Source organism: Streptomyces sp. NPDC111507 (assembly GCF_055638955.1).
The window spans coordinates 526,426-539,163 of the sequence record NZ_JBVKBU010000006.1; the positions used below are offsets into that span (position 1 = coordinate 526,426).

The window sequence follows — 12,738 nt, forward strand, 5'->3', positions numbered from 1 at the left end:
GGGGCGCTGACGCGGTGGATACCACCGGTGTTGGTGGATGAGGTCCTGGATGCGGCAGGGCGGCGTGAACAACGGGTGCGATTGCTGCCTGCCCGGGTGGTGGTCTACTTCGTGCTGGCCATGGGGCTGTTCGGGGACTGAGGGTACCGGCGTGTGTGGAGTGCGCTGACGGCCGGCTGGCCCGCACGGTGGTGGCGGACCCGTCCGCGGCGGCACTTCGTCAGGCTCGTCGTCGGCTGGGAGCCAAACCGCTGGCGTTGCTGTTCGACCGGCTGCGTGGACCGGTCGGCACGACGGCGACGCCGGGGGTGTTCTGGCGGGATCTGCGGCTGGTGGCCTGGGACGGAACCTGTCTGGAAGTGCCGGACAGTCCGGCGAACGTGGCCTGTTTCTCCCGGCATGCGGCCCGCACCACCCGTCCGGCCGGGTATCCGCAGGTCCGGCTGACCGCGCTGGTGGAGTGCGGCACCCGGGCCCTGGTCGATGCGGTCTTCGGGCCGCAGCAATACACCGAACTCCCGCAGGCCCGGGCTCTGCTGGCATCGCTGCGGCCGGGGATGCTGCTGCTGGCCGACCGCGGCTATGACGGTTTCGAAGCCCTGCGGGATGCCTGCGCGACCGGCGCGGACGTCCTCTGGAGGGTGCAGTCCGGGCGCCTGCTGCCGGTGATCCGGCCGCTGTCCGACGGCACTCATCTGACCGTGATCACCGACCGGCGTTCCGGCGACCGGCTGACCCGCTGGATGCGCCGGGGCCGCCATGGACCGATGCCCGCGAACCTGACGGCACTGACCCTGCGGGTGATCAGCTACCAGGTCACTGTCACCGCGGCCGACGGCTCGGCCCGCACCAGCACGGTCCGGCTGGTCACCAGCCTGCTCGATCCGCACAGGCACCCGGCTTCGGAACTGGCCTCCCTCTACCATCAGCGTTGGGAGATCGAGAGCGCCTACTACGACCTGAAGGTGACCCTGCGCGGGCCGGACCGCGTGCTGCGATCACGCACCGTGGAGGGCGTCGAGCAGGAGCTGTTCGCCCTGCTGGTCCTCTACCAGGCCAGCCGCCGGGCCATCACCGAAGCCGCCACCACCGCCGGCCTCGATCCGGACCGGCTGTCGTTGACCATCGCCCTGCACACCGTCCGACTGACAGTGATCAACGCCAGCACCGCAGGGCCGACCCTCCTGCATGCAGTCCTGGTCCAGGCCCGAAACCTCGCACCCACACGCCGCCGATCCCGCACCAGCCCACGCTGCGTCAAACGGACCCTGTCGCCCTACGCCTACAACAAGACCAAGGGCAGCGTCGGCCACAAGACGGCCGTGACCACCACGATCACCCTGACCAACCCGCCCTAACTTCCCGGTCTTGGGGTAAAGGGGCCGCGTTGGTCAGGTAGTCCGCCAAGACTTCCGGCCGTTGAGGAGCCCCGTTGCCCACGCGTCATTGTGCCCTGCCACCCGCTCTGGCGAGGGTCACCCGTGAGTTCACCGTGGCCGAGGGCCGGTTCGCGCCCGGTCATCTGGGCGAGTTGACGCAGGTCATACCGTTCGACCTCGTCGATGCCGTTCTGGATGAAACCTGTTGCATGCAGCGCCGGTTACGGGATCTGCCCTCGCGGGTCGGGGTCTACTTCCTTCTCGCGATGTGCCTGTTCCCGGAAGTCGGCTACCGGCTGGTCTGGCACAAGCTGACCGCGGCCCTTACGGGCGTCGGGATCGAGGTCGCCGAGTCAACTGCGAAAGCCTTGCGTGACCTGCGCAGACGGCTCGGTGCAGAACCCATGAAGCGCGTGTTCGAGACCCTGGCCGGCCCGCTCGCCCTGCCGGTGACTCCCGGAGTGCGGTTCGGGCCGTTCCGGATGGTCTCCTTCGGCGGCTGCAGCTCGATCAAGCGGGACGAAGCCGCCGACCCGGGCCTGTCGCGTATGCGGCCGCGTGCCGGGCTCCTGGAGCCGCCGCCCGCATCACGGACAGATGTCCGCCTGACGTCCAGGGCTGCCCGCTCAGCGCGCGGCGGAGGCGGTGGCGTGCGGCACGTCCTGGAGTCGGGCGAAGTCGGCGCTGATGTCGCCGGCCGTCTGCAGCAGGAGCGGCAGGTGGTGGTCGACCAGGCGCTGCACCGTGGTCTCGGCGGCGTGGCAGTTGACGTTGATCCCGGCGACCACCCGCCCCGCCCCGTCCCGCAGCGGCGCCGCCACCGACCTGATGCCCAGGGTGAGCTGTTCGTCGGTCAGCGCCCACCCGCGGGCCCGGACGTCCCTCAGTTCGGTGTCGCGTTCGGCACGGCCGGGCTGCCACCGCGGGACGAGCCCGGAGCGGGTCGGTTGGGCCAGTGCCGCCTCGAGTTCGTCCGGCGCAAGCGCCGCGAGCTGCACCTTTCCCAGCGAGGTGGCCAGCGCGGGGAAGCGGGTGCCGATCTGCACCGCCAGGGACACGATCTTCGGGACCGACACCCGGGCCACGTAGACGATGTCCGAGCCGTCGAGCTGGGCGATCGAGCAGGACTCGCCGGTGCGGGCCACCAGCCGCTCCAGGTGCGGCCGGGCCACCTCCCACAGGCCCATGGAGTGCACGTAGGCCATGCCGAGTTCGAGCACCCGGGGGGTCAGCGAGTAGCCGCGTTCGGCGGCTCGCACGTAGCCGAGCTCCTCCAGGGTGAGCAGGATGCGCCGGGCGGTGGGGCGTGCCAGCCCGGTGGCGGCGGCCACCTCGGCGAGTGTCATCGCCGGACGGTGCGGCCGGAACGCCGCGATCACCTCGAGGCCCCGTGCCAGCGCCTCGATGAAGTCGGGACCGGTTCCCTCACGTGGCATTTCGGGCCTCCTCTCGCTTAAAAGCTCCTGTGCAGGATAGCCGCCGTTGTCCGTGCAGCGGACGGGCGATCGTTGCTGGTCGCGGGGCGAAGAGAGCGCCTTGACATGAGATGGAGAGCGCGCGCAGGATCTAGCGGACGAGTGTCCGTACAGCGGACGAAGCTCGTGGACAGAAGGAGTGACCATGTCCGAGCCGTCCAGGCATCCGCAGCAGGAGAGCGACCGGCAGGTGGCCGCCGAGCAGGCCGCGGGCCCGGCGCGACCACTGGAGGGGCTGGTGATCGCCGACTTCTCCCGGGTCCTGGCCGGCCCGTACAGCACGATGCTGCTCGCGGACCTCGGCGCCACCGTGATCAAGGTGGAGGGTCCCGGCGGGGACGACACGCGCAGCTGGAAGCCGCCGGTCCGGGAGGAGGTCTCGACGTACTACCTGGCAGTCAACCGCAACAAGCGTTCGGTGGTGCTGGACTTCGAGGACGCCGATGACCTCGCAGCCGCGCAGGAGCTGGCCGCCCGCGCCGACGTGGTCATCGAGAACTTCAAGCCCGGTGGCCTGCGCCGTTTCGGCCTGGACTACGACAGTGTGCGCGGCCGCAACGACTCCGTCGTCTACTGCTCCATCAGCGGTTTCGGCACCGAAGGGGGAGCCGGTCTGCCCGGCTACGACCTGATCGTGCAGGCCGTCTCCGGCCTGATGAGCCTGACCGGGGACCCCGCTGGCCCCGGCTACCGGGCCGGCATCTCGGTCTTCGACGTGATGGCCGGTCTGCACGCCACCATCGGCATTCTTACCGCCGTGCACCACCGCACCGCCACCGGCCAGGGCCAGCATGTCGAGGTCAACCTGCTCTCCTCGGCGCTGTCCGCCCTGGTCAACCACACCTCCGCCTATGTCGCGGGGGGCGTGGTGCCCACCCGGATGGGCAATGCCCATCCCAGCCTGTTCCCGTACGAGCCACTGCCCACCGCGGACAAGGAACTCATCGTCACCGCTGGGAACGACGGCCAGTTCCGCCGGCTCTGCGGCGCGCTCGGCGTGCCCGAGCTGGCGGACGACGACCGCTTCCGCCGCACCGAGGACCGAACCGCCAACCGGGAGCTGCTGCGGCCGCTGCTGGTCGGCCGACTGGCGCTGAAGCCGGCCGACGACTGGTTCCGGATCCTCTCGCGGGCCGGCGTGGCCTGCGGTCCCATCAACACCGTCGCCGGAGGCGTGGAACTCGCCCGCGATCTCGGCCTGGACCCGGTGGTGCGGGTGGGCGAGGGAGACGCGGCCGTCCCGGTGATTCGAAACCCGATCTCCTTCTCGGCGACCCCGCCCCGCCATCTGCTGCCGCCGCCTTCCCTGGGCGAGCACACCGACGAGATCAAGGCCTGGCTGGCCGCGCCACGGCAGGACACCCGCGCGAGCGGCGGCAGCCACGCGGGCCACGACACCCACGAAGTACAAGGAGCCGACCGATGACCGCCGCCCCCGTTCCCGCGCCCGTTTCCTTCCCCGAACGAGCGGCGCTGGACTTTCCGACCTCGCTGGGCACCTCCGACCCGACCACCATCCGCCTCCTGGGCCAGGATCTCTCCCAGGACCTGCTGGGCAAGGTCGGCTTCGGCGAGCTCGCCTTCTGGCTGGCAACGCTGCGCCGTCCGACGGCCGGGGAGAGCCGGGTCTTCGAGTCCGTGCTGGTCGCCCTCGCCGACCACGGGTTCACCCCGACCGCCATCGCCGCCCGGCTCACCTTCCTCAGCGCCCCCGACGCGATCCAGGGAGCGCTCGCGGCCGGACTGCTCGGGGGCGGGTCCCGCTTCCTGGGCGTCACCGAGGACACCGGCCGCTTCCTCGCCGGGGTGCTCGCCGCCGCCGAACAGACCCCTCGCACCGACGAGGAGTTCGACGAGGTGGCCCGCCGGGCCGTCGGCCGCCACCGCGCCGAGCGCCGGATCATCCCGGGCCTGGGCCACCCCGTGCACAGGGAACAGGACCCACGCACCCCGGTGATCATCGCCATCGCCGAGGAGGAGCAACTGCGCGGCCCCCACCTGCGCCTCTTCGAAGCCGTCGGCCGGGTTCACCCGGAGGCCCTGGGCCGCCGGCTGCCGCTGAACGGGGCCGGAGTCTGCGGGGCGGCGCTCGCCGACCTCGGCCTGCCCGTGGAGCTGCTGCGCGGCTTCGCCCTGCTGGCCCGCGCCGCGGGCCTGCTCGGGCACCTCGCCGAGGAACTGCGCAGGCCCGTCGCCAACGACGTGTACATGGCTGTGGACCGCAACGCCCGTTACGTTTCCCCTGAGGCCACCCGCACCGAGCCGGACGCCTGAGCCCTACGCACACGACCGGAGAGGTGGGAGTGGCAGTTGTGACCGGATCCGACGGCGGGACCGAGGCGGCCCGGGCCTGGCCCCGAAGGCTCCGGCCCACCCGGGACGGAAAAGCGCTCGACCCGGCCAGCGGGCCCGCCGTCCTCGCCGAGGCGACGGCCGCAGTGGGCCCCGGCGCGGTCGCCTGGGCGGTCGAGGTCGGCCACTCGATGGCCACCGCTGTGGTGGCTGCCGTCCCCGAACTGGGCGGCGGCGACGGACCGTTCGAGACCCTGCGGATGGGCACCGAGTCGGTCGCGCTGCGCGCGCTGGTGACCCTGGTCGGCGACGGCGGCACCAGTCCGCTCACCGACGAGGCGCTGACGGGCGACCGCGACTTCGTACGGCGCGGGGTGCCGCTGGACAAAGTACTGCGGGGGATCCACCTCGGTCATGCCGCGATGGCCGGGGCCTTCCTGGCCGCCTGCGAGGCGACGGTCGCGGAGGCGCACCGGTCGGCGCAGATGAAACGGGTCTCGGAGACCCTGTTCGAGTTCATCGACGGCTTCTCCTCCGGCATGGCCGAGGAGTACCTGGCCGAGCGCGACCGCTGGGTCACCAGCAGCGCGGCGGCGCGGGAGGAGACGGTCCGCTCGATCCTCGGCCGGCTCCCGGTCGACATCACGGCCGCGAGCCGGACCCTCGAGTACGACCTGCGCCGTGAGCATCTGGCCCTGACGGCCTGGTCCCATCCGGCCGGGGCCGTCGACGCGGCCGAACTCCAGCGTGCTGCCCTGGAGTTCTTGAGGGGCAGGTATTGCGCGGCGACCCTGGTGGTGCCGATCGGCCGCACCGGCCTGTGGGCCTGGGGAGCCCGCGCCGCCCAGGCACAGGAACAGCTGCCCGAGTCCTTCGCCGGGCACCCCTCCGTACGGATCGCATGCGGATCGCCGGAAGGAGGGCTCGACGGCTTCCGCCGAAGTCATGAGGAGGCCGTCATGGCCGAGCGGATCACCCGGCTGAGCAGCCGGTCCCGATCCCCCGCCACCCACTACCGGGACGTCGAGGTGGTGTCCCTGCTGACCGACGACCTGGACCGGGCTCGGCGCTTCGTCCAGCGGGAGCTCGGGCCGCTGGCCGCCGACACCCCGCACGCCGAGGAACTGCGCGAGACCCTGCGCCACTACCTCCAGGCCGAGCGCAGTTTGCGCACCGCGGCCGCGCGGATGCACGTCGCCCGGAACACGGTCACCTACCGGGTCAGGCGGGCCGAGCAGCTGCTCGGGCACGACGTCGCCGACCGCCACCTGGAGGTGCACGCCGCGCTGACGGTGGCTCACGAGGTGGGGTCGGCCGTGCTGCGCGACGAGCCGGCGCCCCCGCGCCGCCGCTGACCCGTCGCGACCGGTCCGACCGACTGGTCCAACAGCCCAAACCAGGGCGTCCGGCTTGGTCGTCCAGCCCGAGAAACCCCCGCGTGACGGGGTGTTCACTGCTGGGAAACGGACCGACACCACCTGCGGAGCCAACCATGACCGACACTCCGGCCGCCCTTCCCTCGCGTCTGCACCACACCGCCCATGTCACCAAGGACCAGGAGGCAACCCGCGCGTTCTACGAGGAGATCATCGGGCTGCCGCTGGTCGCGACCTGGAAGGAGAGCGACGAACTGTTCGGCGCGGTGCGCACCTACTGCCACACCTTCTATGGTCTCGGCGACGGCGGCGCGCTCGCCTTCTTCCAGTTCGTCGACAAGGCGGACCAGGAGCAGTTCGGCCCCGAGATGCCGCACTCCCCGTTCCAGCACATCGCGTTGAAGGTCAGTGAGGAGATCCAGGACGCGATCACCGCACGGCTGAAGGCCGCAGGGTGGAAGCCGGAGCAGACCTATGTGCTCGAACACGGCTACTGCCGCTCGCTCTACACCGAGGACCCCAATGGCCTGCTGCTGGAGTTCACCCTGGACGCCCCGGGCGTCGAGGACTCGGCCGACGCGCGCCGGGCCTCCGCCCGCGCGGAGCTGAAGTCCTGGCTCGAGGGCGACCACCACAGCAACAACGACTGGCGCTGAACGGGCCGCGGAGGGAGGCCTGCCGTGAACGGCTCGCCGACAGTGGTGCTCGTGCACGGCGCCAACCACGACGGCTGGTGCTGGAACCCGGTCCTGGAACGGCTGGACCGGGCCGGGGTCCGAGCCCACGCCATCGACCTGCCGCTCTCCTCGTACGAGGCCGACACCGAGGCCGTGCGTGCCGCCGTCGCCGAGACGCGGACGCACGGTCCGGTTGTCCTGGCCGGGCACAGCTACGGCGGGCTGCCAGTCTCGGCCGGCGGGCACGCGGCCGACCGTCTGGTGTTCGTCGCCGCCCGCATGCCGCTTCCCGGCCGCTCCCCGGCCGAGCTCACCCCGCAGTGGAACCACCCCGGTTTCCGCGCGAGCTGGTCCGTCCGCGAGGACGGGGCCGTCACCCTCACACCGGCCGCCCGCGAGGTGCTGTACTCCGGGTCGCCGCCCGTCCTGGCCGAGGCCGCGGCCCGCCGATGGCGGCCGATGTGGAGCCGGGTGCCCGGGCGGCCGGTCGCCGATCCGGCCTGGTGCTCGGTCCCCAGCCTCTATGTGGTGTGCCTGCGGGACCGCACCGTCCGGGTGGACGCCCAACAGGCCTGCGCCGGGCGGGCCGAGGAACAGGAAGCCCTGGACTGCGACCACTCGCCCTTCTTCTCCGCGCCGGATGAGCTCAGCGAGATCCTCGTGCGGCAGGCCACCGGACGCATCCGGACCACCACCCGCCCGCGCTCGGAGCCTCGGTGAACTTCCCGCCCCGCACTCCCTGGCCGGCGGTCCACGCCGCGGCCTCGACGCCGTCGCCGCGACCGCGCGCCGTTTCGGGTGCTGGACCTTTCCCGGCTGCGCCTGCGGAACGCGGAGTTCGCGTTCCTGTCGGCCTGCGACACGGCCCGCACCACCGCGCGACTGTCCGACGAGGCGATCCACCCGTTGGCGGCTTCTCAGATAGCCGGGTTCTCCCAGGTAGCCGGCACGCTCTGGCGCGTCGACGACGCCGTGGCACCAGCCTTCAGTCAGCAGATCTACGGCGAGTTGATCGCGGATCGATCCGGTGCGTTGTGCGCGTCGGCGGCGGTCCATCGCACGGTCAGGCAGCTCAGGACGAAGTATCCGAACCTGCCGTCGGTGTGGGCCGCACACGTCCACGCGGGCGCCTGATTACGCGCACTCCGTCGTATCGGAGGTTGATCCGCAGCCGACTCGGCCAGCTGCGTCGGTAGCTGTCACCGGCATCCGCGCACCGACCACCGACGGGGATACCTGCGGCGGCTGGGTGGACGTCCGGGCGGGGACGGTGTCCATGAAGACCGGGTCGTGGTCGGAGCTGCCCCGGTTCTCCAGCACCCTCGTCTGGAAGCTGCCGTGATTGATGGTCGTTACGGCGAAGTCGAGTTCCTCCCGTTGCCCGTTCGGGCTCCGGTGGGTGGGCTGACCACTGGCCACGATGCGAGGAAGGATGGGGGCCGGCGCGGGGGGTTGCAGCGGGGGCTGCGGGTTGTCCGGCGTCGGGATGTGCGCGAAGGGCTGCGGGCCGGACAGGGTGTCGGGCCGGGTGTTGAAGTCGGCGCCCACCGTCCAGTCGTACCGCACGCCCGCTGGCTGGGCGTTCTCGACGGCTCTTCCGGTCGCGGTCGGCATGGCGACCGCGTCGCCGCCACCGCCGGTCAGCGAGTGGTAGCTGAAGTACCAGTGGTTCCTCTGACGGATGCCGATGGCGGGTCGGCCCGCGGTGGGGCCGAACGGGCTGTCCACCACCATGGCCTCCTCGACCGCGGTGGTCGACATCACGATGGTGTTCGCCCGGCCTCCCGGCCGGCCAGGCTGGGCCCGGTAGTTGGTCTGCAGGAAGACCATGTACCAGTCGGAGGGTCGTTGGCTCGCATGCCATCTGGCATATGAACTGGCTGGCGGAACTGAAGAACCGCGGCGCGCAGGACGTGCTGATCGTCTGATGTCACGGTCAGCGAGCGAATGCGGGAGCGAGTGCCTGGAGGGCAAGGCTTGGACCGAAGTCGCCCAGGTGCGGTCAGGGTTCGGCCCGTGCCCGCATGGACCGTAGGTCCTGCGGGTGCGCAGGTGACCTGACGTCCGAGCGTGATCGACGAGGAACCAGGATGGAAAGGTGAGGCAGGGGGTTCGGACGAGGTTCGGTGGTCCTGGTGGTGAAGAGGGGACGACTGGCGGTGTCTCCGTGGCGGCGACGTCCTCCGGTGCCCGGGGCTCGCACGACGAGCACCGGAGGGACATCCCGGGCTGCGGGCCCCACGGCCGGTACGGACCTTTGGCGCGCGGGAAGCGCGTGGTCGCATTCCGGGTGCACAGGTCGCCGGCGCCAGGGACTTGCCGCAATGTGCCCACGGCCTACCGCATGTGCGGTGCCGAGTGCCCATGCTTGCGCGATGAGATGATGAAGGTGTTGTTGATGTCGCCGACGTTGAAGCCGATCAACCCGCCGCAGGCGACCAGGCAGAGTCCAGGGGGCTGGGTGGGGGTGGTCGTGACCTGGACGGTCGTGGTGCCGTTGGAGGCGTCGCACGTGCCATTGCCGTTGTACGCCGCGGTGATGGTGTGCGTGCCGACGGTGCTGAAGGTGGTGGTGTAGATGGCCTGGCCGTCGGCCGCCACGGGCACGGTGTTGAGCAGGTTGCTGCCGTCGAAGAACGTCATCCCCAGACCGCCGCTGGGATCACCGGTGCAGGTCACCGTCGCTGTCAGCTGCACCGGTGTGCCCATTGTGGGGGACTGCGGCATCGCCACGACGGTGGTGCCGGATGTCACGGCCTCGGCGGGCGTGGCCAACCCGAGCACGGCGGCCAACGCCGTTGCGATGGCTAGTTTCCCTCTCCGCGTTGGGATACTCACTGGTTCGGCTCCTTGTGTCGACAAACGGGTCCGCAGGGTCGTAGCGCTGTGGATCTTTACGCTACGGTCGCCCATGCCTGGTGCGGGTACGGCACGAGCACGAGCAACCCGGTTGGGTCAGCAGCCCGCGCAGGCGTCAGATGCTGGGCGTGGCGACACGGGTGTATGTCAGGCTGGCGCTGGTGCCGGCCACTGTGGTGACAGTGACCGTGACCGGCCCTGCGGCCCCGACGGGCGCAACGGCCGTGATCTGGGTGTTGGAGACCACAGTGAAGGCGACTGCCGCGGTGCCGAAGGCGACCGAGGTGGCGGTGGCCAGATTTGCGCCGGTGAGGGTGACCACCATGCCCGCGGATGTCGGGCCACTGCTGGGTACCAGACTGGTCAGGGTGGGCGGGGCGACGTAGGCGAAGCCGATCGGGTTGCTCGTGCCACCCGGCGTGATCACCGTGATCGGTGAACTGCCCGTGCCGGGTGGCGTTGTGACCGTGATCTGTGTCGCCGACACGACCGTGAAGGAGGTCGCGTTCGTGGAGCCGAAGATGACGGCGCTGGCATTGAGCAGGCTGTTTCCACTCAACGTGACCAGCGTCCCCCCGGCGGTCGAGCCCTGGTCAGGGTTCGCGGCGTTCAGCACCGGAGGCGCGGCGTAGAAGAAGTAGGCGTTCGCGGAAGTCGAGCTGGTGCCCCCCGGCGCGGTGACCGTCACCGCGGCACCGCCGGGGCTGCCGGGAGGAGTGACGGCGGTGATCTGGCTGCCTGAGGTGACCGTGAACGACGCCGCCGGCGTTCCGGCGAAGTTGACCGCCGTGGCGCCGGTGAACCCGGTCCCGGTGATGGTGACGCTGGTGCCGCCCGATGTCGGACCGCTGTTGGGCGCCAAACTGTTGATCACCGGTACGACAGCCGTGACATAGGTGAAGGTCACCGCGTTGCTGGTGCCGGTCGGGCTGATGACCGTCACTGCCACGGCGCCCGCGGTTCCGGCCGGGCTGACCGCGGTGATCTGAGTGGCCGAGTTGACCGTGTAGGAGGCGGCGGGCGTGCTGCCGAACCGCACGGCGGTCGCCCCGGTGAGTCCGGAGCCGGTGAGGGTGACGGTGGTACCCCCGGTCGTGGGCCCTTGGGGGGGATTGATGGCGCTGAGTGTGGGAGGCATGAGGGTGCTCCTAGGGCAGCCTGGGCAGAGCCCGGCAACTGCGCGGATGTGGGTACGGGCGGGGGTGACCAATTGCGGCTGGGGCGCGGGCGGGTGATGTCAGTGCGGGTGCCCTGGACCGATGTGGAAGGACGGCCGTTCTGACAAAACGTTCGGTTCCCCCGTCTGCGCCGGAGCGCGGCAGTGCCGCCCGGTGATGGACCGGGCGGCAGCGTGGACGGCGGTCAGATGCCGGGGGATGCCACGTAGGTGAAGGCGCCGGTGTCCGTCGCGGTGCCGGCAGGGTTGGTCACCACCACGTCCACCGCACCCGCGGTACCCGGCGGAGTCACCGCCGACAGCGTGGTGGAGCTCACCACGGAGAACGGTGCCACGACGCCGTCGAAAGTGACCGATTCGGTGGAGTCGAGGTTGGTACCGGTGATCGTCACACCGGTACCGCCGGAGGTCGGCCCGGAGGACGGGGCGACGGAGGTGACGGTGGGGACGGCGATGTACGTGTAGGACAGCCCGTTGTTGGTTCCTCCCGCGGTGGTCACGCTCACCCCGACGGGACCTGCCGCCGTGCCCGTCGGCACCACGGCGGTGATCTGGGTGTCCGAGACGACCGTCGGCGTGGCGGTCGCCGTGCCGAAGGCCACACTGGTCGCGGTCGCCAGTCCCACACCGTTGATGGTGACCGTGTTGCCGCCGGCCTGCGGACCCGAGGTCGGAGTGAGGGACGACTTGAACGGAGCGCCGATGTAGTAGAACGGCACGGGGTTGCTCGTGCCGCCCGCAGTCTTCACGGTCACCCCGACCTCACCGCTGCCCGAGGGCGACACGGCCGTGACCTGGGTCGCCGAGACATTGGTGACATTGGTCGCCGGTTTGGTGCCGAACGTGACTGCGGTGGTGCCGGACAGGTTCGTACCGGTGATGGTCACCAACGTGCCACCGCCAGTGGATCCCTGATTCGGAGAAATGGGCATGGACAGACTCCTAACTGGTAGAGCAGGGACAGAGGAGTGAACTGAGCTGAACCGGAACACCCAGCCGACGGCGGTACACCGACGCACCGGCGGCGAAGCGTGTGCTGAGGCAGCGGCGATCCCCGGAAGGTGTGCACGGGAGGGTCTTGCTGCTCGGTCGGCGCCCCCATCGGGGGGAGATCCCTGCGTCTACAAGGAAAGACCGGCGGGCACCGCCCTTACCGCGATCTCCCGGTTGTGGGATGGGCGGCCCACCGGTTCACTGCCTCAAGTACGCCATACGAGCGAACCACGGGCAAGGCACCCGTGCGACTGTCACCCATGTGGTCGAGCGCGCAGCCACAAGCCACCAAGTCATGCCACCGGCGTACGCGCCTCCCTGCCTTCCGAGCGTGAAATCCGCGAAGTGCAGGGGAAGTTGAGGTTCATGGGACCGAGAAGCGGGTCGGCGCCTGTCGATCCGGGGGTGCTACTGAACTTGAATGGGTGATGTCGGAACCCGGCCGCCCGACGCAAGGCGCCCGTCTCACGGGCCTGCGGGTGTTGCCGGGGCAGTCCTTCGGGAGAAGAT

12 protein-coding genes and 2 pseudogenes are annotated in these 12,738 nt (G+C 70.6%); 9 read left to right on the top strand and 5 right to left on the bottom strand.

Going from position 1 to position 12,738, the window contains the following annotated elements; all coding sequences use genetic code 11:
- The first annotated feature begins 33 nt into the window (after positions 1–33).
- The 3 genes and pseudogenes from ACZ7M2_RS26575 to ACZ7M2_RS26585 form a co-directional block, all read left to right on the top strand.
- Positions 34–141, top strand: a complete 108-nt coding sequence (locus ACZ7M2_RS26575) for a transposase domain-containing protein (RefSeq protein ID WP_471597370.1) — start codon at positions 34–36, stop codon at positions 139–141.
- A gap of 14 nt (positions 142–155) precedes the next feature.
- The gene (locus ACZ7M2_RS26580) at positions 156–1,358 is read left to right on the top strand and encodes an IS4 family transposase (protein WP_471597371.1); all 1,203 of its coding nucleotides are present in this window, start codon (positions 156–158) and stop codon (positions 1,356–1,358) included.
- A gap of 95 nt (positions 1,359–1,453) precedes the next feature.
- Positions 1,454–1,894 (top strand): annotated as a pseudogene (locus ACZ7M2_RS26585) (transposase domain-containing protein); the annotation flags it as partial.
- A gap of 111 nt (positions 1,895–2,005) precedes the next feature.
- On the opposite strand, the gene ACZ7M2_RS26590 reads toward ACZ7M2_RS26585, so the two are convergent.
- On the bottom strand, positions 2,006–2,815 hold the full coding sequence (locus tag ACZ7M2_RS26590; protein WP_471597372.1) for an IclR family transcriptional regulator domain-containing protein: 810 nt from the start codon (positions 2,813–2,815) through the stop codon (positions 2,006–2,008).
- 184 nt (positions 2,816–2,999) lie between these two features.
- Here ACZ7M2_RS26590 and ACZ7M2_RS26595 point away from each other — a divergent pair, with 184 nt between their 5' ends.
- From ACZ7M2_RS26595 to ACZ7M2_RS26620, 6 genes and pseudogenes are all read left to right on the top strand, one after another.
- Complete coding sequence (locus ACZ7M2_RS26595; protein ID WP_471597373.1) at positions 3,000–4,280, top strand: CaiB/BaiF CoA transferase family protein; 1,281 nt, start codon at positions 3,000–3,002, stop codon at positions 4,278–4,280.
- The gene (locus tag ACZ7M2_RS26600; protein WP_471597374.1) at positions 4,277–5,128 is read left to right on the top strand and encodes a citryl-CoA lyase; all 852 of its coding nucleotides are present in this window, start codon (positions 4,277–4,279) and stop codon (positions 5,126–5,128) included. The genes ACZ7M2_RS26595 and ACZ7M2_RS26600 overlap by 4 nt, the downstream gene beginning before the upstream one ends.
- A gap of 38 nt (positions 5,129–5,166) precedes the next feature.
- Positions 5,167–6,501: a PucR family transcriptional regulator gene (locus ACZ7M2_RS26605; RefSeq protein ID WP_471597375.1), complete on the top strand. Its 1,335-nt coding sequence runs from the start codon at positions 5,167–5,169 to the stop codon at positions 6,499–6,501.
- Positions 6,502–6,638: 137 nt separating this feature from the next.
- A complete protein-coding gene (locus ACZ7M2_RS26610) occupies positions 6,639–7,178 on the top strand; it encodes a VOC family protein (RefSeq protein ID WP_471597376.1) in 540 nt (179 codons plus the stop codon).
- A 24-nt stretch (positions 7,179–7,202) separates the two neighbouring features.
- Entirely contained in the window at positions 7,203–7,919 is a 717-nt protein-coding gene (locus ACZ7M2_RS26615) for an alpha/beta fold hydrolase (protein ID WP_471597377.1), read from the top strand.
- Positions 7,920–7,991: 72 nt separating this feature from the next.
- A pseudogene (locus ACZ7M2_RS26620) lies at positions 7,992–8,333 on the top strand (CHAT domain-containing protein); the annotation flags it as partial.
- On the opposite strand, the gene ACZ7M2_RS26625 reads toward ACZ7M2_RS26620, so the two are convergent.
- From ACZ7M2_RS26625 to ACZ7M2_RS26640, 4 genes are all read right to left on the bottom strand, one after another.
- Positions 8,334–9,029: an exonuclease/endonuclease/phosphatase family protein gene (locus ACZ7M2_RS26625; protein ID WP_471597378.1), complete on the bottom strand. Its 696-nt coding sequence runs from the start codon at positions 9,027–9,029 to the stop codon at positions 8,334–8,336. It abuts the pseudogene before it with no gap.
- Between the two features lie 507 nt (positions 9,030–9,536).
- On the bottom strand, positions 9,537–10,037 hold the full coding sequence (locus tag ACZ7M2_RS26630) for an Ig-like domain-containing protein (protein WP_471597379.1): 501 nt from the start codon (positions 10,035–10,037) through the stop codon (positions 9,537–9,539).
- A 136-nt stretch (positions 10,038–10,173) separates the two neighbouring features.
- Positions 10,174–11,196 (bottom strand): IPT/TIG domain-containing protein, encoded by a 1,023-nt coding sequence (locus ACZ7M2_RS26635; RefSeq protein WP_471597380.1) that lies wholly within the window; start codon positions 11,194–11,196, stop codon positions 10,174–10,176.
- A gap of 224 nt (positions 11,197–11,420) precedes the next feature.
- On the bottom strand, positions 11,421–12,167 hold the full coding sequence (locus ACZ7M2_RS26640) for an IPT/TIG domain-containing protein (RefSeq protein ID WP_471597381.1): 747 nt from the start codon (positions 12,165–12,167) through the stop codon (positions 11,421–11,423).
- Positions 12,168–12,738: the final 571 nt, after the last annotated feature.

Bases quoted from the DNA above. Each gene is read 5' to 3' on its own strand.
- ACZ7M2_RS26635 (WP_471597380.1), bottom strand. From the start codon at position 11,196: ATGCCTCCCACACTCAGCGCCATCAATCCCCCCCAAGGGCCCACGACC.
- ACZ7M2_RS26610 (WP_471597376.1), top strand. From the start codon at position 6,639: ATGACCGACACTCCGGCCGCCCTTCCCTCGCGTCTGCACCACACCGCC.
- ACZ7M2_RS26640 (WP_471597381.1), bottom strand. From the start codon at position 12,167: ATGCCCATTTCTCCGAATCAGGGATCCACTGGCGGTGGCACGTTGGTG.
- ACZ7M2_RS26625 (WP_471597378.1), bottom strand. From the start codon at position 9,029: ATGGTCTTCCTGCAGACCAACTACCGGGCCCAGCCTGGCCGGCCGGGA.
- ACZ7M2_RS26600 (WP_471597374.1), top strand. From the start codon at position 4,277: ATGACCGCCGCCCCCGTTCCCGCGCCCGTTTCCTTCCCCGAACGAGCG.
- ACZ7M2_RS26595 (WP_471597373.1), top strand. From the start codon at position 3,000: ATGTCCGAGCCGTCCAGGCATCCGCAGCAGGAGAGCGACCGGCAGGTG.
- ACZ7M2_RS26590 (WP_471597372.1), bottom strand. From the start codon at position 2,815: ATGCCACGTGAGGGAACCGGTCCCGACTTCATCGAGGCGCTGGCACGG.